This window comes from Pseudomonas sp. 21 (genome assembly GCF_000955805.1).
Taxonomy (GTDB): Bacteria; Pseudomonadota; Gammaproteobacteria; order Pseudomonadales; family Pseudomonadaceae; genus Pseudomonas.
The window spans coordinates 500575-526982 of record NZ_JYOA01000003.1 but is presented as its reverse complement, the minus strand read 5'-3'; the positions used below and the strand labels follow the sequence as shown (position 1 = coordinate 526982).

At 66.9% G+C, this 26408-nt stretch carries 28 protein-coding genes; 6 read left to right on the top strand and 22 right to left on the bottom strand.

Going from position 1 to position 26408, the window contains the following annotated elements; genetic code table 11:
- Window positions 1-40 precede the first annotated feature (40 nt).
- Together UB43_RS08025 and UB43_RS08020 are read right to left on the bottom strand one after the other, a co-directional pair.
- The gene (locus UB43_RS08025; protein WP_045209896.1) at window positions 41-727 is read right to left on the bottom strand and encodes a GntR family transcriptional regulator; all 687 of its coding nucleotides are present in this window, start codon (window positions 725-727) and stop codon (window positions 41-43) included.
- Between the two features lie 72 nt (window positions 728-799).
- Window positions 800-1534, bottom strand: a complete 735-nt coding sequence (locus UB43_RS08020; RefSeq protein ID WP_045209895.1) for an SDR family NAD(P)-dependent oxidoreductase — start codon at window positions 1532-1534, stop codon at window positions 800-802.
- 331 nt (window positions 1535-1865) lie between these two features.
- Here UB43_RS08020 and UB43_RS08015 point away from each other — a divergent pair, with 331 nt between their 5' ends.
- The 3 genes from UB43_RS08015 to UB43_RS08005 all read left to right on the top strand — a co-directional run bounded on the left by UB43_RS08015 (window position 1866) and on the right by UB43_RS08005 (window position 5385).
- The gene (locus UB43_RS08015) at window positions 1866-2894 is read left to right on the top strand and encodes an ABC transporter substrate-binding protein (RefSeq protein WP_045209894.1); all 1029 of its coding nucleotides are present in this window, start codon (window positions 1866-1868) and stop codon (window positions 2892-2894) included.
- A 95-nt stretch (window positions 2895-2989) separates the two neighbouring features.
- Window positions 2990-4066, top strand: coding sequence for a phosphotransferase (locus UB43_RS08010; RefSeq protein WP_045209893.1), 1077 nt, complete (start codon window positions 2990-2992; stop codon window positions 4064-4066).
- Window positions 4063-5385 (top strand): aspartate aminotransferase family protein, encoded by a 1323-nt coding sequence (locus tag UB43_RS08005; protein WP_045209892.1) that lies wholly within the window; start codon window positions 4063-4065, stop codon window positions 5383-5385. Before UB43_RS08010 ends, UB43_RS08005 begins: the two co-directional genes overlap by 4 nt.
- Window positions 5386-5468: 83 nt before the next feature.
- On the opposite strand, the gene UB43_RS08000 is transcribed toward UB43_RS08005, so the two are convergent.
- The 3 genes from UB43_RS08000 to UB43_RS07990 all read right to left on the bottom strand — a co-directional run bounded on the left by UB43_RS08000 (window position 5469) and on the right by UB43_RS07990 (window position 7456).
- A complete protein-coding gene (locus UB43_RS08000) occupies window positions 5469-5930 on the bottom strand; it encodes a hypothetical protein (RefSeq protein ID WP_045209891.1) in 462 nt (153 codons plus the stop codon).
- Between the two features lie 20 nt (window positions 5931-5950).
- Window positions 5951-6412, bottom strand: coding sequence for a glycine zipper 2TM domain-containing protein (locus UB43_RS07995; protein WP_045209890.1), 462 nt, complete (start codon window positions 6410-6412; stop codon window positions 5951-5953).
- Window positions 6413-6526: 114 nt separating this feature from the next.
- Window positions 6527-7456, bottom strand: coding sequence for a LysR family transcriptional regulator (locus tag UB43_RS07990; RefSeq protein ID WP_045209889.1), 930 nt, complete (start codon window positions 7454-7456; stop codon window positions 6527-6529).
- A 98-nt stretch (window positions 7457-7554) separates the two neighbouring features.
- Between UB43_RS07990 and UB43_RS07985 the strand changes: the two genes are divergently transcribed.
- Entirely contained in the window at window positions 7555-8154 is a 600-nt protein-coding gene (locus tag UB43_RS07985) for a short chain dehydrogenase (protein WP_045209888.1), read from the top strand.
- A gap of 72 nt (window positions 8155-8226) precedes the next feature.
- On the opposite strand, the gene UB43_RS07980 is transcribed toward UB43_RS07985, so the two are convergent.
- On the bottom strand, window positions 8227-8625 hold the full coding sequence (locus UB43_RS07980; protein WP_045209887.1) for a DUF488 domain-containing protein: 399 nt from the start codon (window positions 8623-8625) through the stop codon (window positions 8227-8229).
- 76 nt (window positions 8626-8701) lie between these two features.
- Between UB43_RS07980 and UB43_RS07975 the strand changes: the two genes are divergently transcribed.
- Window positions 8702-9370 carry a COG3650 family protein gene (locus UB43_RS07975; protein ID WP_045209886.1) on the top strand — a complete coding sequence of 223 codons (669 nt, stop codon included), beginning with the start codon at window positions 8702-8704 and terminating at the stop codon, window positions 9368-9370.
- Between the two features lie 164 nt (window positions 9371-9534).
- On the opposite strand, the gene UB43_RS07970 is transcribed toward UB43_RS07975, so the two are convergent.
- The 11 genes from UB43_RS07970 to UB43_RS07920 all read right to left on the bottom strand — a co-directional run bounded on the left by UB43_RS07970 (window position 9535) and on the right by UB43_RS07920 (window position 19283).
- Window positions 9535-9786 carry a hypothetical protein gene (locus UB43_RS07970; RefSeq protein WP_045209885.1) on the bottom strand — a complete coding sequence of 84 codons (252 nt, stop codon included), beginning with the start codon at window positions 9784-9786 and terminating at the stop codon, window positions 9535-9537.
- Between the two features lie 14 nt (window positions 9787-9800).
- Entirely contained in the window at window positions 9801-10490 is a 690-nt protein-coding gene (locus UB43_RS07965; protein WP_045209884.1) for an aspartate/glutamate racemase family protein, read from the bottom strand.
- A 16-nt stretch (window positions 10491-10506) separates the two neighbouring features.
- A complete protein-coding gene (locus UB43_RS07960; protein ID WP_045209883.1) occupies window positions 10507-11607 on the bottom strand; it encodes a PLP-dependent cysteine synthase family protein in 1101 nt (366 codons plus the stop codon).
- A gap of 38 nt (window positions 11608-11645) precedes the next feature.
- Window positions 11646-12551: a DMT family transporter gene (locus UB43_RS07955; protein WP_045209882.1), complete on the bottom strand. Its 906-nt coding sequence runs from the start codon at window positions 12549-12551 to the stop codon at window positions 11646-11648.
- A 309-nt stretch (window positions 12552-12860) separates the two neighbouring features.
- Entirely contained in the window at window positions 12861-13190 is a 330-nt protein-coding gene (locus tag UB43_RS07950) for a Na+/H+ antiporter subunit G (RefSeq protein ID WP_045209881.1), read from the bottom strand.
- Window positions 13187-13456 carry a K+/H+ antiporter subunit F gene (locus UB43_RS07945; RefSeq protein ID WP_045209880.1) on the bottom strand — a complete coding sequence of 90 codons (270 nt, stop codon included), beginning with the start codon at window positions 13454-13456 and terminating at the stop codon, window positions 13187-13189. Before UB43_RS07945 ends, UB43_RS07950 begins: the two co-directional genes overlap by 4 nt.
- A complete protein-coding gene (locus UB43_RS07940; RefSeq protein WP_045209879.1) occupies window positions 13441-13941 on the bottom strand; it encodes a Na+/H+ antiporter subunit E in 501 nt (166 codons plus the stop codon). Before UB43_RS07940 ends, UB43_RS07945 begins: the two co-directional genes overlap by 16 nt.
- The gene (locus UB43_RS07935) at window positions 13938-15434 is read right to left on the bottom strand and encodes a monovalent cation/H+ antiporter subunit D (protein ID WP_045209878.1); all 1497 of its coding nucleotides are present in this window, start codon (window positions 15432-15434) and stop codon (window positions 13938-13940) included. The genes UB43_RS07940 and UB43_RS07935 overlap by 4 nt, the downstream gene beginning before the upstream one ends.
- A complete protein-coding gene (locus UB43_RS07930; protein WP_045209877.1) occupies window positions 15431-15763 on the bottom strand; it encodes a Na+/H+ antiporter subunit C in 333 nt (110 codons plus the stop codon). The genes UB43_RS07935 and UB43_RS07930 overlap by 4 nt, the downstream gene beginning before the upstream one ends.
- A complete protein-coding gene (locus UB43_RS07925) occupies window positions 15763-18561 on the bottom strand; it encodes a monovalent cation/H+ antiporter subunit A (protein ID WP_045209876.1) in 2799 nt (932 codons plus the stop codon). The genes UB43_RS07930 and UB43_RS07925 overlap by 1 nt, the downstream gene beginning before the upstream one ends.
- A gap of 257 nt (window positions 18562-18818) precedes the next feature.
- The gene (locus UB43_RS07920) at window positions 18819-19283 is read right to left on the bottom strand and encodes a glycine zipper 2TM domain-containing protein (protein ID WP_045209875.1); all 465 of its coding nucleotides are present in this window, start codon (window positions 19281-19283) and stop codon (window positions 18819-18821) included.
- Between the two features lie 206 nt (window positions 19284-19489).
- Here UB43_RS07920 and UB43_RS07915 point away from each other — a divergent pair, with 206 nt between their 5' ends.
- Window positions 19490-19726, top strand: a complete 237-nt coding sequence (locus UB43_RS07915) for a hypothetical protein (RefSeq protein WP_045209874.1) — start codon at window positions 19490-19492, stop codon at window positions 19724-19726.
- Here UB43_RS07915 and UB43_RS07910 read toward each other — a convergent pair.
- From UB43_RS07910 to UB43_RS07890, 5 genes are all read right to left on the bottom strand, one after another.
- Window positions 19711-20850 (bottom strand): glycerate kinase, encoded by a 1140-nt coding sequence (locus UB43_RS07910; RefSeq protein ID WP_045209873.1) that lies wholly within the window; start codon window positions 20848-20850, stop codon window positions 19711-19713. The two genes, UB43_RS07915 and UB43_RS07910, sit on opposite strands and share 16 nt — an antisense overlap.
- A gap of 204 nt (window positions 20851-21054) precedes the next feature.
- Window positions 21055-21702 carry a pyridoxamine 5'-phosphate oxidase gene (gene pdxH, locus UB43_RS07905; RefSeq protein WP_045209872.1) on the bottom strand — a complete coding sequence of 216 codons (648 nt, stop codon included), beginning with the start codon at window positions 21700-21702 and terminating at the stop codon, window positions 21055-21057.
- 108 nt (window positions 21703-21810) lie between these two features.
- On the bottom strand, window positions 21811-22626 hold the full coding sequence (locus UB43_RS07900) for an OmpA family protein (protein WP_045209871.1): 816 nt from the start codon (window positions 22624-22626) through the stop codon (window positions 21811-21813).
- Between the two features lie 247 nt (window positions 22627-22873).
- Window positions 22874-24019 (bottom strand): EstA family serine hydrolase, encoded by a 1146-nt coding sequence (locus UB43_RS07895; protein WP_045209870.1) that lies wholly within the window; start codon window positions 24017-24019, stop codon window positions 22874-22876.
- A gap of 102 nt (window positions 24020-24121) precedes the next feature.
- Window positions 24122-26404, bottom strand: coding sequence for a beta-galactosidase (locus tag UB43_RS07890; protein WP_045209869.1), 2283 nt, complete (start codon window positions 26402-26404; stop codon window positions 24122-24124).
- Window positions 26405-26408 lie beyond the last annotated feature (4 nt).

Genomic DNA, 26408 nt, shown 5'->3' with positions numbered 1-26408 from the left:
GATCACGGGCGTGGCCCGTTCCTGCAGGGAGCGGGCAGGCTCAGCCGGCTTCCTGCTCCGGCGCTTCGGTCTGGGCGATGAACTCCAGCATCTTCTCGCTGCCGTCCAGCAGGTCGGCGTGGATCGCCTCGCGGGCGGCGGCGCCGTTGCGCTCGCGCAGGGCGCGCAGGACGTCCCAGTGGTGTTCGATGGCCATGCGCTCGTTGAAGTCGGCGTAGGCCTGGGCGATCAGCGGGCCGGTGCGCATCCACAGGCTGTCGAGGAAGGCGCGCAGCAGCGGCATGCCGGCAATGTCGGCGAGGGCGAAGTGGAAGGCCTGGTTGAGCTTGAGCGCCAGGATCATGTCATCGGCGTGGATCGCGTCGAGGTTCTCGCGGATGTTGGCTTCCAGCTCGCCCAGTTGCTCATCGCTGGCGCGCGCAGCGGCGGTCTCGGCCGCGAGACCTTCGAGCGCCACGCGGATGCTGCGGATCTCCAGGTACTGCTCGCGGGTGAGCAGTGGCACACGGATATCGCGTGGGGTCTTGAGCACCAGCGCCTGTTCCTTGGCCAGCTGCAGGATGGCATCGCGCACCGGGGTGACGCTGGTGCCCAGTTGCTGGGCCAGGTCACGGATGCGCAGGCGGTCGTCCGGCTTGAATCGACCCGTGATCAAAGCCTCGCGCAGCAGCGCGTAGACGCCGCTGCCCAGGTAGGAGTGATTCAGGCCATCGATCGGGTAGTTCATCGCTTTCTCATCGCGTGCTGCGGCATTTCCGGCGCGCATGATGCGGATTGAGCGCGCCGGATGCCAGCGTGTTCACACATGCTGGCCGCCGTTGACGTGGATTTCCGCGCCATTCACGTAGGACGCGCCGCTGGTGCAGAGGAAGTGGATCAGCGAGGCGACCTCCTCCGGCTTGCCCAGGCGGTGCATGGGAATGTCGCGCTCGACGATCAGTTCGGTGCCCGAGGACAGGATGGCCGTATCGATCTCCCCCGGCGCGATGGCGTTGACGCGCACGCCGTGCGGGCCGAAGTCATGGGCCATCTCGCGGGTCAGCGCCGCCAGCGCGGCCTTCGAGCAGGCGTAGGCAGCTCCGGCGAACGGATGCACGCGGGAACCGGCGATGGAAGTGACGTTGATCACCGAGCCCTTGGCCGCCTTCAGTTCGTCGAACAGGCCGCGCGCCAGCAGCGCCGTAGAAAACAGGTTGACGTTGAACACCTTCAGCCAGGTGCCATAGTCGCTGCCCAGCACGCCCAGGCGCTCGCCTTCCGGGCCCTTGGGCGAGATGCCAGCGTTGTTCACCAGGGCGTGCAGCGAGCCGCCGAGCTTCTCGCGGATCATCGGCAGGCTGGCCTGCACGCTGTCGATGTCTTCCAGGTCCAGGTGGATGTGGTTGATCAGCCCTTCGGCCCAGGGGCATTCGGCGCTCCAGTCCTGGCGCGAGGCGGTGAACACGCGCCAGCCGGCGGCGTTGAAATGCTTCACCGTGGCGTGGCCGATGCCGCGGCTGGCGCCGGTGAGCAGCAGTGTGCGGGTCTGGTTCATGGTGCTTCCCTCTCAAGTCTGAGCCGCTATCTGTGCCCCATCGGGGCGCGCGATCTGTGAACATCCGTGAAGCGATGGCATCAATAAAAACATGATGCATCATGTTTTGGAAGATGTTTTAATCGGTCCAGCTTGGTCCTACAACGAGCTATCCGAACAACAACAAGAAACGGAGCACATTCCCATGATCGACCGCACCTGTTCCGCCCGTTCCTCTCCCTGATGTCCGAGGGCGTATCAGCCGGCCTTTCAGCTTGGCCTGGCGTAGCGCCCCACTCTTGAAGCTGCCCTCTTATTCATGGGCCGGATTGGCCCGCTCAGGAGTCATCGCATGTTCAAGAAAGCCATAGCACTGATGATGCTGGCCGGCGGCGCCGCCCAGCTCCACGCCGAGACACTGACCGTGGTGTCGTTCGGTGGCGACAACAAGGTGGCCCAGGAAAAGGCCTTCTACAAACCCTTCGAACAGCAGGCCAAGGTCACTGTGCAGGGCGCCGAGTACAACGGCGAGATGGCCAAGATCAAGGTCATGGCCGACACCGGCAAGACCAGCTGGGACGTGGTCGAGGTGGAATCCCCGGAACTGATGCGCGGTTGCAGCGAAGGCCTGTTCGAGCAGCTCGACTGGAGCAAGCTCGGCAAGCAGGCCGACTTCCTCGACGCCGCCGTGAGCGACTGCGGCGTGGGCATCTTCATCTGGTCCACGGTACTCACCTACGACGCCAAGAAACTCGCCAGCGCACCCACCGGCTGGGCCGACTTCTGGGATGTGAAGAAGTACCCGGGCAAGCGCGGCCTGCGCCGTGGCGCCAAGTTCACCCTGGAGTTCGCCCTGGAAGCCGACGGCGTGAAACAGGCCGACCTGTACAAGGTGCTGGCCACCAAGGAAGGCGTGGACCGCGCGTTCAAGAAACTCGACGAGATCAAGCCCTACATCCAGTGGTGGGAAGCCGGCGCGCAACCGCTGCAATGGCTGGCCGCCGGCGACGTGGTGATGACCTCGGCCTACAACGGCCGCGTCGCCACCGCGCAGAAGGAAGGCCGCGACTTCGCCATCCAGTGGAACGGCAGCATCTACGACCTGGACCACTGGGCCATCGTCAAGGGCAGCCCGAAAAAGGAGCTGGCCGAGCAGTTCATCGCCCTGGCCAACAAGCCTGAGCACCAGAAGGTCTTCGCCGAGAACATTCCCTACGGCCCGACCAACAAGAACACCATCCCGCTGATCGACGCCGCCATCGCGCCGAAACTCCCCACTGCGCCGCAGAACCTGGAGAACGCGCGCGCCATGGATACCGAGTTCTGGATCGACCACGGCGAGGAACTGGAAACCCGCTTCAACGCCTGGGCTAGCAAGTAAGTGGATGGCGTCCGCCCGGCCCCGCGCCGGGCGGACGCGCCACCTCGCACGGCCGCAATACCGAACGACCGCTGAACCCTGCTGGAGATGTACCCGTGCCCCTCAATACCGCTCCCGTCCACGATCACCTGCTGGAAGCGGCCCCCGCCCAGGTGAGCGACGCCCAGGCCGCTGCCATCGCCGACGAATACTTCGGCCAGCGCGGCACGCTGAACCGCCTCGCCGGCGAACGCGACCTGAACTTCCACATCGCCCATGGCCATGGCGACGACCGCCTGCTGAAGCTCTCGCACCCGCTGGAGGACCCGCAGGTCGTGGACTTCCAGACCCGCGCCCTGCTCCGCGTGGAGGCCGAAGACCCGACCCTGGCGGTGCAGCGCGTCTATCCCTCGCTGAACGGCGAGCACCAGATTCCCATCACTGTCGATGGCCAGCCGATGATTGCCCGGCTGTTCTCCTTCGTCGACGGTGTCCCGCTGCACCGCGTCCCGCAACGCAGCCGCGCCCTGCGCGAGAACCTGGGCGACGACCTGGCCCGCCTGGGCCTGGCGCTCAAGGGTTTCGAACACCCGGCCACCGCCGACCACGAACTGCTCTGGGACCTCAAGCACGCCTCGCGCCTGCGCAACCTGCTGGTCTACATACAGGATCGAGACCAGCGCGCCCTGGTCGAGCGCTTCCTCGACAATTTCGAACGCCACGCCCTGCCCCGCCAGGCCACGCTGCGCGCCCAGGTCATCCACAACGACCTGAACCCGCACAACGTCATCGTCGATGCCAAGCATCCGGACCGGGTGCGCAACATCCTCGACTTCGGCGACATGGTTCACGCGCCGCTGATCAACGACCTCGGCGTCGCCGCCGCCTACCAGGTCGGCGAGCCGGACGCGCCGCTGGCCACCGCCTGCGAGATGATCGCCGCCTACCATCGCCGCTGCCCGCTGCTGGCCGAGGAACAGGAAATCCTCGCCGACCTGATCGCCACGCGCCTGATCATGACCCTGAGCATCACCGCCTGGCGCGCCAGCCTGCATCCCGAGAACCGCGACTACATCCTGCGTAACACCCGCCACGCCTGGCAGGCCGTGCAAGGCCTGGCCCGCCTGAGCCGGGAACAGGCGCAGGAGCAGATCTTCGCCGCCTGCGCCAAACAACAGGAGCCCCGCCCATGACCATGCCCAACGGATTCAGCGCCGCCGACGCCGAGCGCCTGAGCGATGCGGAACGCCGCCTGATCGAGCGCCGCGCGCGCCTGCTCGGCCCGGCCTACCGGCTGTTCTACGAGCGCCCGCTGCACACCGTGCGCGGCGAGGGCGTATGGCTCTACGACAACCAGGGCAACCGCTACCTCGACGCCTACAACAACGTCGCCTCCATCGGCCACTGCCACCCCCGCGTGGTGCAGGCGATCGCCAGCCAGGCGGCAGTGCTCAACACCCACACCCGCTACCTGCAGGAAGGCATCCTCGACTACGCCGAAGACCTGCTCGCCACCTTCCCCGATGGCCTGGACCAGGTGATGTTCACCTGCACCGGCAGCGAGGCGAACGACCTCGCCCTGCGCATCGCCCGCCAGTACACCGGCGGCACCGGGGTGATCATCACCCGCTTCGCCTACCACGGCGTCACCGGCACCATTTCCGAACTGTCGCCGTCCCTCGGCGCAGGCATCACCCTCCCCGCCCACGCGCGCACCGTGATTGCCCCGGACGCCTACCGGCTGGGTGCAGAGAACGTCGGCAAGCTGTTCGCCGACGACGTGCGCGCCGCCATCGCCGATCTGCGCGCCCACGGCATCAAGCCCGCCGCGCTGCTGCTCGATGGCATCTTCGCCAGCGACGGCGTGCTGGCCGGCCCGCCGGGCTTCCTCGCCGAAGCGGTGAAAGTCGCCCAGGACGAAGGCCTGCTCTACATCGCCGACGAAGTGCAGAGCGGCTTCGCCCGCACCGGCGACGCCATGTGGGGCTTCCAGCGCCACGGCGTACAACCGGACCTGGTCACCCTCGGCAAACCCATGGGCAACGGCCAGCCCATCGCCGGCGTGGTGGTACGCCCGGAAATCCTCGAAAGCTTCGGCCGCGAGGTGCGCTACTTCAACACCTTCGGCGGCAACCCGGTGTCCTGCGCGGCGGCCCAGGCGGTACTCGACGTGATCCGCGACGAAAAACTGCAGGAGCGCTCCCAGCGCATCGGCACCTTTATGCTCCAGGGCATCCGCCAGCTCGCCGAGCGCCATGAACTGATCGGCGACGTGCGCGGCGCGGGGCTTTTCCTCGGCGTCGAACTGGTCACCGATCGCGCGTCGAAGTCCCCCGCTGCCAACCAGACCCGCCAGGTGGTCAACAGCATGCGCGAGCGCGGCGTGCTGATCAGCGCCGCCGGGCCACTGGAGAACATCCTGAAGATCCGCCCGCTGCTGGCCTTCGAGCAGGAACACGCCGAGCTGTTCATCGACTGCCTGGACAAGGCACTGAAGGAAGTCGCCAGCTGACACTCACGTCCAACAGAAACAGAAACGGCGCGGGCCGCGGTGAACTGACACCGCGGCCCGCGCCATTCTTGCCTTGGGAAAACTCAGAAGCGTACGCCGACGTTAACCATCGCTGCGGAGCCTCCCAATACCACGAACTCGGCACCGACCGGCCCCAGATGCGCGCCGACCGAAGGAATGATCGCCGGCGCCACGCCGTAGCGGTTCAGCGGAATCTTGTCGCGGTAGTCGCCGCGATAACCCTGCAGCGCGCCACCGGTGACCTTGGCGTAGAACGGCGTGCCTTCCCAGTCGAAGCGCTTGCCGGCGTAGACATAGTTGGAGCGCTGGCTGAAGGAGTTCTTGAAGGTCGCGCCGCCCCAGACGATGCCATCGGCGCGGTTACGCTCGAGACCGATCAGTTCCTGGTGGTTGTTGTGCTCCGGATCCTTGGTCCAGTGGGTCGTGTAGACGCTGGTCTGCAGGTACCAGAAGCCTCCGTCCTCATCGGCCATGGCGGTGCCAGAGCCGACGATCAGCAGCAGGGCGATCAACAGGCGGCGCATGGTGGGATCTCCGCGTCAGGTCAGAGGGTCACGCGGCTGGCGCCGTTGACGGACATGATGCGAACGCGATCGCCGACGCGGAATTGTTGCGAATCGACCGCCTGCACATAGGCACGGGTGCCGCCGTCATCCTCGCGGACCACGATTTCCACGCCCTGTGTGCGGGTGATGCCCTCTTCCACCGCCGAGCCCGCCGCGCCGCCGGCCACGCCGCCGAGGATGGTGGTGATGGCCTTGCCGCGGCCACCGCCGATGGAGTTGCCGGCGATACCGCCGACCGCCGCGCCGGCCAGGGTGCCGATGGGCGTCTTGGTGCCTTCGATCTGCACCGGACGCAGGGACTCGATGGTGCCCATGCGCACGTTCTGCACGGCGCGGGCATCAGCACGGGAGTAGGAAGAACCCGACAGGTTGGAAGCGCAGCCGCTCAGCAGAGCGGCGCTGGCGAACAGGGCTGTCAGCAGCAGAGTGGGACGGTTCATGGTGGTGACCTCGGAAGGCTCTCAAAAGTGATGGTGAAAGCCTAACGATGGGTCCCTGAACTCCCCCTGAACCCTCTCTGAACCAATGCTGAACGGAGCTGAACGAAAACTCTGTCAGCCTTCCAGGGCGACCAACTGCATCCGGCTACGCTCGAACCAGCGCAGCAGGTAGTCCGCCAGCAGCTGGGTGCGGCGCGGCAAGCGGCTCTGGTACGCATGGATGAGGAACACCGGCTGGGTCCGGGTCTGGTAGTCGCGCAGCAGCCAGACGAGACTGCCTTCAGCCAGTTCCTGCTGAATCATGTAGGACGGCAGCCGGCTGATCCCCGCGCCGGCCAGCGCCGCTTTCTTCAGCAAGGTGTAGTGGTTGCTCGCCAGCAATCCATTCACCGTCACCCGGAACAGTTCATGGTGGCGCTGGTAGAGCCAGACGTCGCTGTCCTGATAATGGGTGTTCTGCAGGCAGGAATGGCCGGCCAGCTCCGCCGGCGTTTCCGGTACGCCGTGCTCGGCCAGGTAGTCCGGTGTGGCACAGGTCAGCTCCTGCAGGGCGAACAGCGGCCGCGCCACCAGGCGCTCGTCCACCGCCAGGCTGCCGGAGCGGATCGCCAGGTCGAAGCCGTCGGCCACCAGGTCACGGCGCTCGTTGGAGAGATCCAGTTCCAGGCGAATGTCCGGGTACTGGCGGGAAAACTCCATCAGCCAGGCATCGAAGAAGGTCTCGCCCAGCGACACCGGCACGCTCAACCGCACCTTGCCCTGCGCTTCCTCCTGCAACGCCAGCACCGCCTGCCGCGCCCGCGCCGCCTGGGCGTTGAGCGCCTGGGCCTCGGGCAGCAATGCGGCACCGGCGGCGGTCAGCGACAGGCGCCGGGTCGTGCGGTGCACCAGGGTCGCCCCCAGCGCCTGCTCCAGCGCGGAAATGCGCTTGGACAGCTGGCCTTTGCTGCAGCCGAGCCTCTCCGCGGCACGGGTGAAGCTGCCGCATTCCAGCAGCACGGCGAAGGCGGAAAGGTCTTCCAGGTCGCTGGCGATTGTTTCCATATGAAAACCAAAGGTTGTCGATTGACTGGATTATCAAAACAGAAGGTCACTCTAGACTGAATTCACTTTCAGCCAAACCACCTCAGTGGAGAGCCTTCATGAAAATCATCCTGATCGGCGCCAGCGGCACCCTCGGCCAAGCCGTCGCCAACGAACTGGGCCAGCGCCACGAGATCGTCCGCGTCGGTCGCAACAGCGGCGACTATCGCGTGGATATCACCGACAGCGCCTCGATCCGCGCGCTGTTCGAGCAGGTCGGCGGATTCGACGCCCTGATCAGCGCCGCCGGCAAGGTGCACTTCGGCGCGCTGGCGGAAATGGGCGAGGCGGAAATGGCGGTCGGCCTGAAGGACAAGCTGATGGGCCAGGTGAACCTGGTGCTGATCGGCAGCCAGTACGCCAACGACGGCGCCTCCTTCACCCTCACCACTGGCATCCTCAGCGAACAGCCCATCGTGCTGGGCAGCTCGGCCAGCCTGGTCAACGGCGCGGTGGAAGGCTTCGTGCGCAGTGCCGCCCTGGAACTGCCGCGCGGCCAGCGGATCAACGCGGTGAGCCCGAACGTGCTGGTGGAGTCGATGGAGGGCTACGCGCCTTTCTTCCGCGGCTTCAAGCCGGTGCCGGCCGCCGATGCCGCCCTGGGCTTCGCCCGCAGCGTGGAAGGCAAGCAGAGCGGGCAGGTTTACAAGATCTGGTAACCGGCGAACTCTGTCGCCCTCTGTAGGAGCGGGCCGTGCCCGCGATCGCGCGCATGGCGCGCTCCTACACGGTCATTCCGACTTGCCCGCGTAGCAAACAGGCGAGCTGCCCTCACCCTGTTTCTCCAGCTCGTCCTCGAGGAACTCCGCCAACACCTGCGCGTTGTTGTGCTCCTCGTCCTTGGCCGCATAGAGCAGCGTCAGCGTGCCCTTGCGCGCAAGGGCCAGCAGGCCCATCCAGTGCTCCGGGTGGGCATTCAGCTCGCCGTGGTAGGCCTTGCGGAAGTCCTCGAACAGATTCGGGTCGTGGTGGAAGCGCTGGCGCAGCTCGTTGGACGGCGACACCTCCTTGGCCCACAGCGCCATGTGCAGGTCTTCCTTGCGAATCCCCCGTGGCCACAGACGGTCCACCAGCACCCGCTGGCCGTCTTCCTGCGCCGCCGGTTCGTAGGCGCGCTTGCAACGAATCATCCGAAATCCTCCTCGTCAGCTTGAGGTGGCCGGCTTCGCTGGGTAACGTGGGCGCACTTTCGAGGGAGCCCGTTCCATGCGATCCAGCCGTTTCATTCTGTTCAGCCTGCTGCCCCTGTTCGCCGCCTGCCAGGTGTGGACGCCGAACAAGACCGATCTTAACGCCTCCACCCGCCTGCAGGGCGAACTGACCCGCCAGGACGGCAAGCTGGTGTTCCGCAGTTGCACCGAGCAGCGCCGCTTCAGCATCGAGGACACCGGCAACACCGGCCTGCCCCGCGATGCGCTTGAGATGTTCAACGACGGCGCGACCTCGCTGTACGCCGACCTGCGCGGCAGCTTCAGCGGCAGCAGCGCCCAGGGCACCGATGGCAAGCTGGAAGTGGCCAAGGTCTATCGCCTGCAGCACGAAGGCTCGGGCTGCGACGACCCGAACTTCAAGCGCGCGGTAGTCCGCGCCCACGGCAACGAGCCGGGCTGGAGCGTGCTGGTGAACAGCCAGGGCATGCTGATCGAGCAGCCGGGCAAGGAATCCCTGGCGCTGCCGTACATCGCCGAAGGCGTGCCCGACGGCAGCACCAGTTATTCCAGCGAGGCCAACGGTGAGAAGGTCGAATTGTGGGTCGCTCCGGCACGCTGCCAGGACAGCATGAGCGGCGCGCTGAGCAATCTGTCCGCCGAGCTGCGCCTGGACAACAAGGTCATGCGCGGCTGCGCCTACCCGGGCGGCTCCAGCGGGGATTGATCGGCCGGCGCGCGGCAACTGCCAGCCGGGACGTAGGAGCGGACTCCGTCCGCGATCGGTCCGCATCGCGCCGGATGCCATCGCGGACAAAGTCCGCTCCTACACCCCTGGTAATTTCGGCACCGTAGGGCGCATAACGTGGAACAGGTTATCCGCCGGCAACCTCAAACGAGCAGCCCCGCCGCCACCAGCCGCGCCTTGAGCACGGCGAATTCCCCCTCGTACTCCCAGTACGCCAGCCGGCCATCGCTGGCGGTCACCAGCACGTACTTTTCGCTGATCGACTGGATGCGCTCGACGCGCACCAGCTTCTCGACGAAGTCCGGGTCGGAGACCTGCTCGATCACCTCGCGGTTCTGCTCGTCGTAGCCGTGCATGATGAACGCCGCACGCACTCTCAGGCTGATGAAGCTCATGCTGTGAGGTCTCCTCAAATGGCGGCGTCGGCCGCGTGCAGGGCATGCAGTGCAGTGGTGTCGAACAGCGGCACCGAGGCGTCCGCCGGGCCGACCAGCAGGGAAATCTCCGTGCAGCCGAGGATCACCGCTTCGGCGCCCTGCTCCACCAGCGCGGCGATGATGCGCCGGTACTCTTCCCGCGATTCGTCGCGAATCCGCCCCAGGCACAGTTCCTCGTAGATGATCCGGTGCACGACCTGGCGCTCGGCCTCGCTCGGCGTCAGCACCTTGAGCCCGAACTTGTCCACCAGGCGATCCTTGTAGAACGCCTGCTCCATGGTGAAGCGCGTGCCCAGCAGGCCGACCGTGGCAACACCCGCCGCGCGGATCGCCTCGGCGGTCGGGTCGGCGATGTGCAGCAGCGGGATATCCACCGCCGCCTCGATGGCCGGCGCCACCTTGTGCATGGTGTTGGTACAGAGCACCAGGAAATCCGCACCCGCCGCCTTCAGCGAACGGGCCGCGTCAGCCAGCACACGGCCGGCGGCGTCCCAGTCACCGGCATGCTGCAGACGCTCGATCTCGTGGAAGTCCACGCTGTACAGGGCGATCTTCGCCGAGTGCAGGCCGCCGAGTTTTTCCTTGATGCGTTCGTTGATCTGCCGGTAGTAGGGAATGGTCGATTCCCAGCTCATGCCGCCGATCAGGCCGATGGTTTTCATGCGTCCCTCCATGGGATCAGTCCAGTCCGATGCAAGGCAGATCACCGGGCAGCGCGGCGCCGTGCTCGGCGCACTGGCGCACGGCCTCGATCAGCGGATCGAGGTCGAAACCCTGGGAAATCAGCCACAACGGGTTGTAGTAGGTGGTCTCGTAGCGCTCGCCGCTGTCGCAGAGGATCGCCACCACCGAGCCGCTCTCGCGCCGCGCCACCATCTGCCGCGCCACCAGCAGGGCGCCGATCAGGTTGGTGCCGCTGGAGCCGCCGACGTGCCGCCCCAGGCGCCGGGCCAGGTAGTGCATGGCCGCCAGCGACAGGTCGTCGGGCACCTTGCAGCAGGCATCGAGCACGTTGGGCAGGAAGGAGGCTTCCACGCGAGGGCGGCCGATGCCTTCGATGCGCGAGCCGTAGCTCAGGGTCAGGTCGCGGTCGCCGGTACGGTAGGAATCGAAGAACACCGAGCGCTCGGCGTCGGCGCAGAGCACGCGGGTGTCATGCCGGCGGTAGCGGGCGAAGCGCCCCAGGGTCGCCAGGGTGCCGCCGGTGCCGGGGCTGGAGACCAGCCAGGCCGGTTCGGGGAAGCGCTCGTGGCGCATCTGCTGGAAGATCGACTCGGCGATGTTGTTGTTCGCCCGCCAGTCGGTGGCGCGCTCGGCGTAGGTGAACTGGTCCATGAAGTGGCCGCCGGTTTCCTTCGCCAGGCGTTCGGACTCGGCGTAGATCTGCGTCGGGTCGTCGACCAGATGCGCCTGGCCGCCGTAGAAGGCGATCTGCGCGATCTTCTCCTTCGAGGTGCTGGCCGGCACCACGGCAATGAACGGCAAGCCGAGCAGCCGGGCGAAATAGGCTTCGGAAATGGCCGTAGAGCCGCTGGACGCCTCGATCACCGGAGCGCCCGGCCGCAGCCAGCCGTTGCACAGCGCGTAAAGGAACAGCGAGCGCGCCAGGCGGTGCTTGAGGCTGCCGGTGGGGTGGCTCGACTCGTCCTTGAAGTACAGCTCCACGCCCGGCAGGCCGGGCAGGTCCAACGGGATCAGGTGGGTATCGGCGCTGCGCTGGAAATCCGCTTCGATGATGCGGATCGCCTCACGGGTCCAGTTGCGTTCCTGGGTGGCCATCGTGTCGTTCTCCTGGCAGGGCAAGCGGTTCAATGGGTTCAGTCCAGCACACCGGCGGGCGATGTGGGCGGCGCACTGCGCCACTGGCTGAGGGCGACGCCGATGAACACCAGGCCGGCGGCCAGCGCCTGCTGGCCGCTGAGCACCTCGCCCAGCAGCAACGCGGCGAAAATCAGGGTGAACACCGGGATCAGGTTGATGAAACCGGTCGCCTGGCTCGCCGGCAGGCGGCTGACGCCGAAGTTGTACAGGCCATAGGCGCCGACGGTGACCACGCTGCCCAGGTAGACCAGGGCGAACCAGCCGGTTGGGCCGGGCGCTGCCGGCAGCCCGGAGGTTGCCAGCGCCAGCGGCAGGAAGAACAGCGAGCCGATGAACGCCTGCATTGCGGTGAGGATGAAGGGTGAATAGCGCGCCGACAGGTGCTTGAGCAGCAGGGTGTAACCGGTGGCACAGAGCATCGCCAGCAGTTCGTAGAAATTGCCCAGCAGCGGATTGGGCGCGTGGCGGTCCGGCTCGCTGGCCAGCGTCAGCCAGAGCGAGCCGAGCACCGCCAGGGCGAAGCCCAGCCAGGTATTGCGGGCGATCTTCTCATGCAGCAGGAAGAAGGCGCCGACCGCCACCAGCAGGGGCAGCAGCGCGGTGATCATCCCGGCCTGCGCGGCACTGGTCTGCTGCAGCGCCAGGGACTCGAAGATGAAGTACAGGCAGGGCTCGCAGGCGGCCAGTGCCAGCAGCCACTTCCAGTCGCCAGGGCGGTAGTCGATACGCCCGCGCCAGCGCCAGGCGGCGAGGAAGATCAGGCTGCCCAGCGCCATACGGGCGAAGATCACCCACATGGCCGGCATTTCCTGGAAGGCGAACTTCAGTGCGATGAAGGAACTGCCCCAGAGCGCCATGGCCAGCACCAGGCACGCGAGGGCGAACGGCCGGGATTGCTGCACGGGACGCTCCAGTCAAAAGGTCCCCGGAGTATAGGAGGCGCGCACCGGCGGCCGACAGGTACAGAATCGTGGGGAAACTGTATGGGCCGGATTCGAACTGTAGGAGCGAGCTTGCTCGCGAACAAACTCACCGGCGGCTCCAGCGCCAGGGCGGTTCGCGAGCAAGCTCGCTCCTACGAAGAGCAACACCGCTCTGGCTCTGAAAGGATTCCAGAAAAACACCCGCACGCTCCGACTGCCCCGTTCAGGAGGCCTCGTTGAAGCGACGCAGGTCACCCAATCCAGAAGCAGCACAAACAAGGCTCAAAATCACTCCCAGGGCTTGCCCTGGGTCCCCCGCTCCGCCGGCACGCGCTGCTGCATCGCCGCCTTGGCCAGCAGGTGCGCGCTGACCGGCGCGGTGATGAAGAGGAACACGGTGATCAGGACCTCATGCAGGCTGACGCCCTCGCCGCGCGTACTGAAGTACAGCAGCGAAGCCAGCACCACTCCGCCCACGCCCAGGGTCGAGGCCTTGGTTGGCGCATGCAGGCGCGTGTAGAAGTCCGGCAGCCGGTACAGGCCGATGGCGCCGAGCAGGGCGAACAGGCTGCCGGCCAGCAACAGCAGGCAGACCAGCGCTTCGATCAGAACACTCATTCGATGATGTCTCCGCGCAGCAGGAACTTGCACAGGGCCACGGTGCTGACGAAGCCCATCACCGCGATCAGCAGCGCCGCCTCGAAGTACAGGCCGCTGCCCTTCCAGATGCCGAACAGCACGATCAGCGCGATGGCCTCCACGGACAGGGTGTCCAGCGCAAGGATGCGATCCGCCGCCGATGGGCCGCGAATCAGCCGCGCCACGGTGAGCAGCACGGCGATACCCAGCAACGCCAGGCAGATCGGGATCACGATGCCGAGCACGGGAACACCTCCTTCAGCGGCGCCTCGTAGCGCGCCTTGATGTCCGCCACCAGCGCCTGTGGGTCCGGTACGTCGATGCCGTGGACCAGCAGCGTGCGACGGTCGGCGGACAGGTCGGCGGAACAGGTGCCCGGGGTCAGGGTGATGACACTGGCGAGGATGCTGATGGCGAGATCGTCGGTCAGCTCCAGGGGAATCTCGACGAAGCCCGGCTGCAGGTTTGCCTTCGGCCCGAGCACCAGTCTTGCCACCTGCAGGTTGGCCACGACTATGTCGTAGAGCACCAGGCCGATGAAGCGCAGCAGCAGGCCCGGCCGCTGGATGCGCGGCGCGGCCAGCAGCAGGTTGCGGCACAGCAGCGGGATCGTCAGGCCAAGGAACGCACCGAGCAGCCAGTGGCCAAGGGAGAAATCGTTGACCAGCAACAGCCAGCTCAGCAGCAGCACGCCGCTGAGCAACGGGTGCGGGAAGATGCGCCGGGTCATGCGCCACCTCCCAGCAGGATCGCCTGGCGGTAGAGCCCGGCGTCCAGCAATTGCGCCGCCGTAGCCTGCGTATAAGCGATCAGTGGCCGAGCAGCGACCACCATCAGCGGCGCGCTGGCCAGCAGGCCGAAGCTCGCCAGCATCTTCAGCGGTTCGCGATTGGCGCTACCCAGCACGCTCAGTCCGGTGCGCCAGAACAGCGTGCTGCCGGCGCGGCTCAGGGCGATGATGGTGACCAGACCGCTGACCAGTACCACGCTCCACAGCGCGATGGCTTCGCTACCTTCGCTTACCGAGCGCAGCAGCATCAGCTTGCCGAGGAAGCCCGACAGCGGCGGCAGGCCGGCGACCGCGATAGCGCCGAAGAAGAACGCCCCCCCCAGCAGGTGCGGCTGCAGCAGCGCCGGGCCTTGGACCAGGCGGCCGCCCTTCTCGCCGCGCTGGCGGGCAATGAGGTCGGCCAGCAGGAACAAGCCACCGGCTACCCAGATGCTGTGCAGCAGGTAGTAGAGCGCGGCGGACAGCGCCTCCGGCGTACCCAGGGCGATGGCTGCCAGCAGCGTACCGGCGGACACCACCACCAGGTAAGACAGCAGGCCCTGCAGCGTGGTCGCCGCCAACGCGCCCAGCGCCCCGGCCACGATCCCGGCCAGCGCCAGCGGCCACAGCCAGGCCTGCGCGAGGTTGGCCAGCTCGCCGGCCTGCTCGCCGAAGATCAGCGTGTACACGCGCAGGATCGAGTAGATGCCCACCTTGGTCATGATCGAGAACAGCGCCGCCACCGGCGCGCTGGCCTCGGCGTAAGCCCTCGGCAACCAGAAGTACAGCGGCAGCAGAGCGGCCTTCAGGCCGAACACCACCAGCAGCAACAGCGCCGCCGCGCGTACCAGCGGCGCCTGCTCGGCACCTAAATGCGCGACGCGCTCGGCCATGTGCGCCATGTTCAGAGTGCCGGTAATGCCGTAGAGCGTGCCCACCGCGAGGAGGAAGAACGCCGAACCGACCAGGTTGAGCACCACATAGTGCACACCCGCGCGCACGCGCCCTGCCCCGCCGCCATGCAGCAGCAGCGCGTAGGAAGCGATCAGCAGGATCTCGAAGAACACGAACAGGTTGAACAGGTCACCGGTGAGGAACGCCCCGTTCAACCCGAGCAGCTGGAACTGGAACAGCGCATGGAAGCGCTTGCCGCGTCGGTCATCCCCACGCACCGCGTAGATCAGCGACAGGCTGGCGAGCAGCGCGGTGGCAGCGATCATCAGCGCGCTGAGGCGGTCCAGCACCAGGATGATGCCGAACGGCGGCTGCCAATTGCCCAGCGCGTAGAACTGCACCACGCCGCTGTCGGCCTGTTGCAGCAGCACGGCGGAAAGCGGCAGCAGCGCCAGGGTCGCGAGCAGCGACAGGCCGCGCTGCAGGCGCTCACCCACGAGCAGCAGTGCGCAACCGGCGAACAGCGGCAGCAGGACCGGAAGAATCAGCCAGTGGTTCATCGGCTTTCCTCTCCTTCGCCACCGTCGACATGATCACCACCGGTGTCCGCCAGCCCGCGCAGGGCCAGGACGATGACGAAGGCGGTCATGGCGAAGCCGATGACGATGGCCGTCAGCACCAGCGCCTGGGGAATCGGGTCGCCGGCGTTGGCGACCTGGCCGATCACTGCCGGGTCGCCGGCCAGCCGGCCCATGGCGAAGAGGAACAGGTTGACCGCGTAGGACAGCAGGGTCAGCCCCAGCACCACCGGGAAGGTACGCGCGCGCAGCAGCAGGTAGACGCCGCTGGCGGTCAGCAGACCGAGGGCGATGGCGAACAGCGCTTCCATCAGTGCGCCTCCTTGGACAGCATCGGCTCCGGTGGTGCGGTGACCGAACCGAGGCCCGAGAGAATCAACAGCGTCGCGCCAACCACGGTGAAGTACACGCCCAGGTCGAAGAGCATGGCGGTGGCCAGCTCGACGTCGCCCACCAGCGGAATGTGGAAGTGGCCGAACGCCGAGGTGAGGAACGGGAAGCCGAAGAACCAGGCGCCCAGGCCGGTCAGCCCGGCGATCAGCACGCCGAGGCCGGCGAGACGGCTGTAGTCCAGCGGCAGGCGCGTGTTCACCCAGCGGCTGCCGCAGGCGATGTACTGGAGGATCAGCGCCACCGAGGTGATCAACCCGGCAATGAAGCCGCCGCCCGGCAGGTTGTGGCCGCGCAGGAAAATGAACACCGAGACTAGCAGCGCCAGCGGCAGCAGCAGGCGCGACAGCGTGGCGAGGATAGGCGGGAAGCGGTCTTTCGCCCAGGCACGCCCTTCGTCGTCACGCTCGCGACGCAGCAGGCGCAGGCCGTCGAGCAGCGCGAAGATACCGACCGCGGCAATCGCCAGCACGGTGATCTCGCCGAGGGTATCGAAGCCGCGGAAGTCCACCAGGATCACGTTCACCACGTTGTGCCCGCCGCCACCGGAGACGCTGTTCTCCAGGTAGTAGCCGGCAATGCTGTCGTAGGGCCGCGTGAGCACGGCGTAGGTCAGCAGCGTGACCATCACGCCGGCCCCCAGGGCGATCACGAAATCGCGCAGGCGACGCAGGCTGCTGGAGGTCTTCGGTGTGCGCGCCGGCAGGTAGTACAGCGCCAGCATCAGCAGGACCATGGTCACCACCTCTACTGACAGCTGGGTCAGCGCGAGATCGGGTGCGGCGAAGCGGGCGAAGGCCAGCGCCACCAGCAGGCCGGCGATGCTGAGGATGACCAGCGCGGTCAGGCGCTGGCGGTGGAACCAAACGGTCAACGGTCCGGCGATCGCCAGCAGCACCAGGCCCAGGGCGGTGATGCCGTCCAGGGCTGTCTGCTGCCGATCACCTTCGATGCTCGGCAGCGGCGCGAGCGCGGTGAGCACCACAATGACCGCGGCCAGCACCAGCAACATCGAGTAGCGCTGCAGCGAGCCGTTCTCCAGGTAGCCAGTCACTCGGGTGGCAAAGCGCACCACACGCTGCACCTGTTGTTCGAACACCAGCTTGGCGTCCATCGCCGGCAACCCGGCGTACCAGTCGAACAGCGGCTTGCGCAGCACGTAGAGCAACACGCCGCCAGCGGTGGCGACGAAACTCATCGCCAGCGGCGCGTTGAAGCCGTGCCAGATCGCCAGGCTGTACTCGGGCAGCGCGCCATTCAGGCTCGACGCGGCGGCGCCGGCCAGCAGCGGGCCGACGATGACGCCCGGCATGACGCCGACCAGCAGGCAGATCAGCACGAGGATTTCCACCGGCACCTTCATGTAGCGCGGCGGCTCGTGAGGGTGCGGGTTAGGCAGGTTGATCGGCTCGCCATTGAAGAACACGTCGTGGATGAAGCGCACCGAGTAGCTCACCGAGAACAGCGCACCCACGGTCGCCAGCGCCGGGATCAGCCAGTTGAAGCTGCCCATCATGTTCTGCGCCAGGGTCTCGCCGAAGAACATCTCCTTGCTGAGGAAGCCGTTGAGCAGCGGCACGCCGGCCATCGACGCCGACGCCACCATCGCCAGCACGGCGGTGTGCGGCATGTACTTCCACATGCCGTTGATGCGGCGCATGTCGCGGCTGCCGGTCTCGTGGTCGATGATCCCGGCGGCCATGAACAGCGAAGCCTTGAAGGTGGCGTGGTTGATGATGTGGAAGATCGCCGCGACGTTGGCCATGGGCGAATCCAGGCCGAACAGCAGGGTGATCAGGCCCAGGTGACTGATAGTCGAATAAGCCAGCAGGCCCTTGAGGTCGTTCTGGAACAGCGCCATGAAGGCGCCCATCAGCAGGGTCGCCAGACCGGTGAGGCTGACCAGGTAGAACCACAGGTCATTGCCCGACAGCAGCGGGTACAGGCGCGCCAGCAGGAACACGCCGGCCTTCACCATGGTCGCCGAGTGCAGGTAGGCCGACACCGGTGTCGGCGCCGCCATGGCGTGGGGCAGCCAGAAATGGAACGGGAACTGTGCGGACTTGGTGAACACCCCCAGCAGCACCAGGCACAGTGCCAGCGGGAACAGCGGGCTGGCCTGCAGCACCTCGCGGGCGCCGAGCACCGTGGAGAGTTCGAAGCTGCCAACCACGTGGCCGATCAGCAGGATGCCGGCCAGCAGCGCCAGGCCGCCGCCACCGGTCACCGCCAGGGACATGCGCGCGCCCTTGCGCGCGTCCGAGCGATGGCCCCAGAAACCGATCAGCAGGAACGACGACAGGCTGGTCAGCTCCCAGAACACCAGCATCAGCAGCAGGTTTTCGCTGAGCACCACGCCGAGCATGGCGCCCATGAACAGCAGCAGGAAGGCGAAGAAGCGCCCGGCGGGTTCCCTCTCGGACAGGTAATAGCGGGCGTAGAGGATCACCAGCAGGCCGATGCCGAGGATCAGCAGGGCGAACAGGAAGCCCAGGCCATCCAGGCGCAGGCTGAGGTTCAGGCCCACCTGCGGCAACCACTCCAGGCGCTGCACCTGAGCCTCGGCGCCCAGCACCGAGCGCTGGCCTAGCAGCAGGACCAGGCCCAGCAGCGGCACCAGCCCGGTGGCGGCGGCGCAGGCGGTTCGGCCGAAACGCTCGGTCAGCAGCGGCAGCAATACCCCGAAGAAAGGCAGCGCGATGATCAGCGCCAACGTCATGACCCACTCCTTTTCACCGCCGGGCGGCGTCCAGACAAACAACACCGCGCACAGGCGGCCGGCTTGCAACGGCGACGATTATCCATATCTATCGATTACACGTCATGGATTGAAGTATTACGAAAATACAGGTGTGGGCCGCGCGCGCGTTGAGCTGCGCCGGATTTCCAATCCCCCAAACGATAGCGCGCGACAGTCGAAACGACTGTCGCGCGCTGGTTTTCGCTGGCTGCCACGGGTGGGCAGCCGTGGCCGGGTCAGTGAGCGACGCGGCTGGTACCGTTGACGGTCAGGATGCGCACGCGCTCGCCAACACGGAACACGGCGCCTTCGTCGACCTGCTGGACGTAGGCACGGGTGCTGCCATCGTCTTCGCGAACGGTGATTTCCACGCCCTGGGTGCGGGTCAGGCCTTCCTCGGTGGCTGCACCGAGCAGGCCGCCGGCCACGGCGCCGATGATGGCGGTGACATAGCTGCCCTTGCCGCCACCGATGGCGCTGCCGCCGATACCGCCAACGGCGGCGCCGGCAACGGAGCCGATGGGAGTCTTGGTGCCTTCGATCTTCACCGGGCGCAGGGCCTGGATGGTACCCATGCGAACGTTCTGTACGGTACGTGCTTCTTCACGGGTGTAGGTGTCGCCGGTCAGGCTGGACTGGCAACCACCAAGGGTCATGGCCAGGGCCGCGAAAGTCACGGCGATCAGGGCAGTTTTACGCATTAGGGAACCTCCGAGTAGGGCTACGGCTATTAGACTCCGACGGCAGCCCGCCTGTCACGCCAGGTCATGAAACATGCTGATCTCGATTCAGCTTTCGTACAGTTTGTGCCAAATCCGCCGAAAACGCCTGCCGTGGCTCAGTTTTTCCTGCCAGGGGATCGGTTAGGCTGGTGCCCGCAGCAGAAGCGCCCCACTCGGATACCCACATGGACTATTTCATCATCGTCGTCACCACCGCCGCCGGCCTGTATTTCCACTGGTGGATCTACTGGCGCATCCGCCGCTGGATGGACCGCGACCTGGCGCTGTCGCTGGCTGGCGATGATCCGCAAAAACGTATCTATCTGTTGCAGCGCCTGGCCGACGCCAAGCGCGAGAAGGTGAAGCGCCGCGACCTGCCCGACTGGCTGCAGCGCGCCGCCGACGACTACCGCGCGGCCTGAGCCAGCGACCAGAAGCGCGCCAGCGCTTCGGCGCGGCTTTCCAGTTCCTGCGCCGCCCGTGCGCAGGCATCAGCCAGGGTGATGGGCCCCGGCGCCAGGCTGAACGCAGCCTCGATCCCCGCTTCACGCAATTCGGCCAGCCCTTCGCCGACGCTGCCCGCCAGCGCGATCACCGGCACGCCCGCGCGACGGGCGACATGGGCCACGCCCACCGGCGTCTTCCCGTGCAGGCTCTGGCCGTCCAGCCGCCCTTCGCCGGTAATGACCAACGATGCGCCGGCCAGCGCCGCCTCCAGCTCCGACAGCTCGGCAATCAACTCGATGCCCGGGCGGAACCGCGCCTTGAGGAAGGCCCGGCAGGCGAAGCCCAGGCCACCTGCGGCACCGACACCGGGGAACAGGCTGTGATCCTGCCCCAGGGCCAGCGCCGCGACTTCGGCGAAGCGTTTGAGCGCGGCGTCGAGTTGCTGCACCTGCTCCGGGTTCGCGCCCTTCTGCGGGCCGAAGACGGCTGAGGCGCCATGGGGACCGCAAAGGGGATTGTTCACGTCGGCAGCTACTTCGACCTCGACTGAGCTCAGTCGCGGGTCGAGGTTCGACAGGTCGATGCGCTCCAGCTCCGCGAGCCGCGCGCCACCGGCGCCCAGCTCCTTGCCCTGGCCATCGAGAAAGCTCACGCCCAGCGCCTGCAGCAAGCCCAGGCCGCCGTCATTGGTGGCACTGCCACCCAGGCCGATGATGATCTTCCTCGCCCCCGCATCCAGCGCTTCGCGGATCAATTCTCCGGTGCCCCGGCTGGTGGTACGGGTAGCGTCGCGCAGCCCCTCCGGGACCCAGTGCAGGCCGCTGGCGGCCGCCATCTCGATCACCGCCGTGGCGTCGTCCAGCCAGCCCCAGTGGGCTTTCACCGATTGTTCCAGCGGGCCGCAGACGTCCAGCTCGCGGCGCTCGCCCGGCCGTGCCGCCAGCACCGCGTCCACCGTGCCTTCGCCGCCGTCGGCCATGGGCCGCAGCAGGGCTTCGTCACCGGGCCGGGCACGCAGCCAGCCACGAGCAATGGCCTCGGCGACCTCGGGGGCGGAGAGGCTCTCCTTGAAGGAGTCGGGAGCGATGACGACTTTCATGGGGACAGGTCCGTTGTGCGGAAGGATGGAGGGCATCCTACACCGCAGCACTGTTTTTCCGGCGTGCGCAGGAGCGGACTTCGTCCGCGATCGGTCCGATTCAGACCTGAAAATTGAGTTGACCTGTAGGAGCGAGCTTGCTCGCGAACACCCCCAACGGTGAGGCGATTCGCGAGCAAGCTCGCTCCTACGAAGAGCAGAAGATCAGGGCGCGAGACGCTCGCGTACCCAGACGCCATTTTCGTTGCGGAAATTGAGACGGTCGTGCAGGCGGCTCGGGCGGCCCTGCCAGAACTCGATGCGGCTTGGCAGCAGGCGGTAGCCGCCCCAGAATTCCGGGCAGCTCGGCGCGCTGTCGGCGAAGCGTTGCTCGGTCTCGGCCAGCAGTTGCTCCAGTTCGCCGCGGCCGTCGATCACCCGGCTCTGCGGCGAGGCCCAGGCTCCCAGACGGCTGCCCAGCGGGCGCACACGGTAGTAGGCAGCGGACTCTTCGCTCGAGACCTTCTCGACCCGTCCCTCGATGCGCACCTGGCGTTCCAGCGCCGGCCAGAAGAAGGTCATGGCCGCGCGCGGGTTTTCCCCGAGCTGCTGGCCCTTGGCGCTTTCGTAGTTGCTGAAGAAGGTGAAGCCGCGCGCGTCCAGGCCCTTGAGCAGGAGCACGCGGCAGTGCGGCTGGCCGTCTGCGTCCACGGTGGCGAGCATCATCGCGTTGGGTTCGACCGGCAGTTGCTCGGTCTTCACCGCGTCCTCGAACCACTGGTTGAACAGGCTGAACGGTTCGGCGGGCGCCTGGGTCTCGGTCAGTCCGTCACGGGTGTATTCACGGCGCATATCGGCCAGGGTCTGAGCCATCGGAAATCTCCTGCAGAAGAAGTCCTTAAGCTTATCCAGAGTTGCGCCTTCGCGCTTGATCCACGACAAGCGTCATTCCAGGCGGAATGACGCTTTGCGTGCGGCGGATCAGTTGGCCTGGGCGAGTGCCAGCAGGCTGGTGCGCTGGGTCACCAGCACTTCGACGCGGCGGTTCAGCGCGCGGCCTTCGGCGCTGGCGTTGTCGGCGCGCGGCAGGCTGGAGCCGACGCCCTTCAGGCGCAGGCGGTCGGCGCCCAGGCCGCTGAGGCGGAAGATCGAGGAGACCGCCTGGGCACGCTGCAGGCTGACCTTGTCGTTGCTCGCCTTGTCGCCCGAGCTGTCGCTGTGGCCGAGGACCAGTACGCCGCTCTCCGGATCGTTCTGCAGCATCTTCGCCACGTTGCCCAGCGGCGCCAGGGTGATCGGCAGCAGCAGCTCAGGCCGCTTGGGATTGAAGGAGCCTTCCACCGGCGCGATCAGCACCAGGGCGTTTTCGCGGCGCTCGACGGTGAACTTGCTGCCGGCTACCGCTTCACGCAGGGACTTCTCGTGCTGGTCCAGCCACTCCTTGCTGACCTTGGTGTCCTGCAGCTTCGCGGGCTTCTCGGCGCCGGGCTTGCTGTCGCTCACACCGAAGGGCCACCACCAGTGGCCACCGGGCTGCTGGCTGCCGGCGTCGGCGACTTTCGGCGCTTCAACGGGCTTTTTCTCCGGCGCGGGCGCGGCGGCAGTGGCCGCCTGGTCGCCACCGAAGGGCCACCACCAGTGGTCGGATCCAGCGGCGGGCTTGGCCGCAGCGGCGCTTTCCGGAACCTTGGCCTGGCCGTTGGCCTGATCCTGGGATTGAAACTGGCTGCAGGCGGAAAGGCCGACACACAGGGCAAGGGTGGAGACTTTCAGCGAGTTCGAGAACAGCAGGTTCATGGGAGCGATACCATAAAGTCGGAACATGAAGGGAGGCCAGGCGCCACCGGTAGGCGGGGGCACCCTGACTTCAGCAATCGGCTTAAGAGTTGTACATAACTTACTCAGTTGGAACGAGATTTTAATCTCGAACTGACGAGCGGCGCATGTTTGCGCGCAGGGGAGCGCCGTCACGCACGCAAGCACGACGGCAAAAGCGGACGACCTTAAGAAGGTGCGGCGGGAGGAAGGTTCCTCCCGCTCGTCGCTACAGGCAGTCGCCGGTGAGGCGCGCCAGGCGCTGGGCGCGTGGGTCCATCAGTACGTAGGGGCCAAGGGTGTTGACCACGAAGCCGAAGGCCACCTCGCGCTGCGGGTCGGCGAAGCCGATGGAACCGCCGGCGCCCGGATGCCCGAAAGCCTGCGGGCCGAGGCCGTAGGTGGCATTGGCGACACTCGGCTGGTCAAGCATGCAACCAAGACCGAAGCGCGTACAGGTCAACAAAGTTCGATCCTCGCCGACGGCATGCTCGCGGGTGAGCTCGGCCAGCAGCGCTTCATCCAGCAACTTGCCCTGCAGGAGGCCATCGTAGAAGCCCGCCAGCGAGCGCGCATTGCCGTGGCCATTGGCCGCCGGCTGCGACATGCGCCGCCATTCCGGTTTGTTGGTGCTGGTGAGTACCGAAGGCGGATTGGTGAAGGCGCGGGTGGAGAGTGCGGCGGCGTCGGTCATCATGGTTCGCAGCAGGCGTTGCGCCGCGGCGTCGCCCAGGTTGCCCTTGCCCCGGGCAATGTGCGCCACCCGGTGGAATTCGGCGTCATCCAGGCCGATGTGGAAATCCAGCCCCAATGGCTCGGCCGTGCGCGCGACGATGGCGGCACCCGGCTCGCGACCGTCGACACGGCGGATCACTTCGCCGATCAGCCAGCCGTAGGTGATGGGGGCGTAGCCATGCTCGGCGCCGGGCGTCCACCAGGGCGTTTCGCCGGCCAGCGCGGCCGTCATGGTGTCCCAGTCATACAGCGCCTCGGGCGCCAGCGGCTCGCGGATCGCCGGCAGGCCCGCGCGATGGCACAGGAGCTGGCGCACGGTGACGCCCTGCTTGCCGGCCTGCTCGAACTCCGGCCAGTAGCGCGCCACCGGCGCATCGAGATCGAGCCGGCCCTCTCCCACCAGTTGCAGGGCAGCAACGGCAGCGAAGGTCTTGGTGCAGGAGAACAGGTTGAGCAGCGTATCGGCCTGCCAGTCCTGGCCCGGCTCCTTGCCCGCGCTGCCAGCCCAGAGATCGACCACGGTTTCGCCGCCGACCTGGATGCACAGCGCTGCGCCGCGTTCCTGCGGGTCTTCGAACAGCGCACTGAAGGCATCGGCAACGGGGGTGAAGCGCGGATCGCAGTGGCCGTTCAGGGTCATCTCAAACTCCAGAAATGAGCAGGGGCGAAGGCGCCATTCTTTCAGCGCGCTCCGCCCCTGGGAACCCTGCCGAAGGCAGGGTGTGGCTTCACGAATGTCGGATCATTGCTCCGAGGCCTGTTCCTCGTCGTCGCTGTCGTCAGAGGCCGGTGTGGGTTTCGGCTGCGGCTCCGGCGCCACCTTGGCTGCGGCGCGGGCCAGTTCGTCGATGCCTTTGAGCGTCTGCTGGTTGGCCTTGCGCACGGCGTCGACGAAGCCGGTGAACGGCAGGTCGGTGATGCCGACCAGGCCGATGTGACCGTTCTCGCCGTCGAGCAGGCGGCCGGTCACCGGCTGGTCGAGGTACTGGAACCAGTGCGCGCCGACGATGTTCGGCTCCTTCGCGGCCGCGGCGAGGAAGCGCTGGTACGCCTCGCCACGCTGCTGCTCGTTGTACACCTCGGCGACGCCGCCCCAGAAAGGCCCGCGGTCGCGGGAGCCGAAGTGGAATTCGGTGATCAGCACCGGCTTGTCCAGGCTGCGCACGTAGTTGGCGTCGAAGCCCTGCTGCGGCAGCGGCACGTAGAGGTTGAAGCTGAGGATGTCGCAGTACTGCGCGCAGGAGGCCAGCGCCTCCGGCGTGCTGACGGCGAAGCGCGGGCCGAGCAGCAGGTGGTTCGGCGCATGCCATTGCAGCGAGTCCTTCAGGGTCTTGAAGTACTGGTCGGCATACAGGCGCAGGAAGGCGCTGTAGTCCTGGGCAATGGCCGGGTGCGCTTCGCTCGGTACCGGCGCCTGGTAGCCCGGCGCATCGAGGTCCTCCCAGGAACCCAGCTGCACGCCCCAGGCCTCGGCAAGCTGTTCGTGCTCCTCGTACTTGTCCTTGAGCTGCTTGATGAAGGCGCGCTTGGCCGGGCTGTCGGTGGACAGCTTGAGCGTGCCGAAAGCCAGGGCGAAGTGCGCCTGGTCGTCGTCGCCACGGCCGGCCCAGGCCAGCTCGTTGTCGGCGTAGTAGCCCAGCAGCCACGCATCCTCGCGGTGGTCACGGGCGGCGATGGCGATGGCGCGCTCGGCAGCCATGGCGAAGCGCGGGTCGAAGGGGTCGGGCATGGCGCCCCACCAGTCGTAGCCGGTGCTCACCGTGGCGTAATCGCCGCTGATGGACAGCGGCACGCTGTAGGGCAGGCGCGGATCGTCGGCGAAGGCCGGATCGCTCCAGTCACCCAGGGTATTGAAGCCCCAGGAACCCAGGCGTTGCACGGTGCGCTCGCGCCAGGCGAGCGCGGCGGCGTCAGCACTCAGGCCGCCGTCGGCGCGGAAGCGGTTGGCGGCGTAGAAGTCGAACCAGCGGCCATTGCCGAACGCGCGTCCCTGCTGGGCACCAACGCCACTGCGGTCATCGCGCTGACCGTAGAAGGCGGCCAGCGGCTCATCCTCCTTGGGCAGGCTGGCGAACATGTATTCGCGGCCTTCCACGTAGGTCTGGCTGCTGTCGGCATTCACCGCGTTGACACCCATGGACCAGAACGAGTGCCCTTCCGGCGTCACCAGCCACCAGCGGCCATTGCGCTTCTCGGTACGGAAGAAGCCGGTGCCTTCGAAGGCCGGGCCGTCGAGCAGGCCACCAAAGGCATCGCGGCCGGGCGCCGGCTGCCACTTCTTCAGTTGCTCGCTTTCGGTTTTCCAGGCGCTGGCCAGTTGCTCGGGGCTCTTCACCTTCTCCGGCCAGTCGCTGCGGGTGGACTGGCCGAAAGCGTCGACGATGCCGGTGTAGGCCTTGTGGTACTCGTCGTTGCCGGCGCGGGTGCCAAAGCGGCCGACCAGTATGTCCTGCGCCGCCTTGGGCGAGGTGAGGAACAGCTTCACCGCACCCACCTGGCTGCGGTTCAGCTCGCCGCTGACCTTGCTCGCCAGCAGCAGGCGCTGGCCGTCCTGGGTGACGGGCATGGGCACGCCGGCACGCATGCCGAAGTCTTCCGGGGCGATAGCGTGCAGCGGGATCACCAGGGTCTGCGCCGGCCCCGGCGGCAGGGCGATGCTCGCGCGCAGGCCGGGGGCGCCGGCGACGCCTTCGATTTCCACTTCCAGGGTGATCGCCCAGTCCATGGCGTTCTGGATGCGCAGGCTGACGCTGTCGGCCTGGGACCAGTCCCAGCTGCCGCTGGAAGGCGCGAGACGCAGGGTCGGTTGCGGCGCGGGGTTGAAGTTTACCCGGCGCAGGATTTCGCCTTCGGGCGTGGCCTCGGCGGTGGAGCTGGGCAGATCGGCGTTCTGCGTGGTGACAGTGACCACGGCCATCGGCTTGACGAAGTTGAACAGGGTTTCATTGCCGCCGGCCGACCAGGCCGGGGCACTGGCGATGGCCAGGCTGAGCAGCAGAGGCAGATGCCAACGCATCGAAGTCATGGAT

What these genes read in the sequence shown, in the direction of transcription:
- UB43_RS08025 (WP_045209896.1), bottom strand. Translation starts at nt 727, where the DNA reads ATGAACTACCCGATCGATGGCCTGAATCACTCCTACCTGGGCAGCGGC.
- UB43_RS08020 (WP_045209895.1), bottom strand. Translation starts at nt 1,534, where the DNA reads ATGAACCAGACCCGCACACTGCTGCTCACCGGCGCCAGCCGCGGCATC.
- UB43_RS08015 (WP_045209894.1), top strand. Translation starts at nt 1,866, where the DNA reads ATGTTCAAGAAAGCCATAGCACTGATGATGCTGGCCGGCGGCGCCGCC.
- UB43_RS08005 (WP_045209892.1), top strand. Translation starts at nt 4,063, where the DNA reads ATGACCATGCCCAACGGATTCAGCGCCGCCGACGCCGAGCGCCTGAGC.
- UB43_RS08000 (WP_045209891.1), bottom strand. Translation starts at nt 5,930, where the DNA reads ATGCGCCGCCTGTTGATCGCCCTGCTGCTGATCGTCGGCTCTGGCACC.
- UB43_RS07995 (WP_045209890.1), bottom strand. Translation starts at nt 6,412, where the DNA reads ATGAACCGTCCCACTCTGCTGCTGACAGCCCTGTTCGCCAGCGCCGCT.
- UB43_RS07990 (WP_045209889.1), bottom strand. Translation starts at nt 7,456, where the DNA reads ATGGAAACAATCGCCAGCGACCTGGAAGACCTTTCCGCCTTCGCCGTG.
- UB43_RS07985 (WP_045209888.1), top strand. Translation starts at nt 7,555, where the DNA reads ATGAAAATCATCCTGATCGGCGCCAGCGGCACCCTCGGCCAAGCCGTC.
- UB43_RS07980 (WP_045209887.1), bottom strand. Translation starts at nt 8,625, where the DNA reads ATGATTCGTTGCAAGCGCGCCTACGAACCGGCGGCGCAGGAAGACGGC.
- UB43_RS07975 (WP_045209886.1), top strand. Translation starts at nt 8,702, where the DNA reads ATGCGATCCAGCCGTTTCATTCTGTTCAGCCTGCTGCCCCTGTTCGCC.
- UB43_RS07970 (WP_045209885.1), bottom strand. Translation starts at nt 9,786, where the DNA reads ATGAGCTTCATCAGCCTGAGAGTGCGTGCGGCGTTCATCATGCACGGC.
- UB43_RS07965 (WP_045209884.1), bottom strand. Translation starts at nt 10,490, where the DNA reads ATGAAAACCATCGGCCTGATCGGCGGCATGAGCTGGGAATCGACCATT.
- UB43_RS07960 (WP_045209883.1), bottom strand. Translation starts at nt 11,607, where the DNA reads ATGGCCACCCAGGAACGCAACTGGACCCGTGAGGCGATCCGCATCATC.
- UB43_RS07950 (WP_045209881.1), bottom strand. Translation starts at nt 13,190, where the DNA reads ATGAGTGTTCTGATCGAAGCGCTGGTCTGCCTGCTGTTGCTGGCCGGC.
- UB43_RS07940 (WP_045209879.1), bottom strand. Translation starts at nt 13,941, where the DNA reads ATGACCCGGCGCATCTTCCCGCACCCGTTGCTCAGCGGCGTGCTGCTG.
- UB43_RS07935 (WP_045209878.1), bottom strand. Translation starts at nt 15,434, where the DNA reads ATGAACCACTGGCTGATTCTTCCGGTCCTGCTGCCGCTGTTCGCCGGT.
- UB43_RS07930 (WP_045209877.1), bottom strand. Translation starts at nt 15,763, where the DNA reads ATGGAAGCGCTGTTCGCCATCGCCCTCGGTCTGCTGACCGCCAGCGGC.
- UB43_RS07925 (WP_045209876.1), bottom strand. Translation starts at nt 18,561, where the DNA reads ATGACGTTGGCGCTGATCATCGCGCTGCCTTTCTTCGGGGTATTGCTG.
- UB43_RS07920 (WP_045209875.1), bottom strand. Translation starts at nt 19,283, where the DNA reads ATGCGTAAAACTGCCCTGATCGCCGTGACTTTCGCGGCCCTGGCCATG.
- UB43_RS07915 (WP_045209874.1), top strand. Translation starts at nt 19,490, where the DNA reads ATGGACTATTTCATCATCGTCGTCACCACCGCCGCCGGCCTGTATTTC.
- UB43_RS07910 (WP_045209873.1), bottom strand. Translation starts at nt 20,850, where the DNA reads ATGAAAGTCGTCATCGCTCCCGACTCCTTCAAGGAGAGCCTCTCCGCC.
- pdxH (WP_045209872.1), bottom strand. Translation starts at nt 21,702, where the DNA reads ATGGCTCAGACCCTGGCCGATATGCGCCGTGAATACACCCGTGACGGA.
- UB43_RS07900 (WP_045209871.1), bottom strand. Translation starts at nt 22,626, where the DNA reads ATGAACCTGCTGTTCTCGAACTCGCTGAAAGTCTCCACCCTTGCCCTG.
- UB43_RS07895 (WP_045209870.1), bottom strand. Translation starts at nt 24,019, where the DNA reads ATGACCCTGAACGGCCACTGCGATCCGCGCTTCACCCCCGTTGCCGAT.
- UB43_RS07890 (WP_045209869.1), bottom strand. Translation starts at nt 26,404, where the DNA reads ATGACTTCGATGCGTTGGCATCTGCCTCTGCTGCTCAGCCTGGCCATC.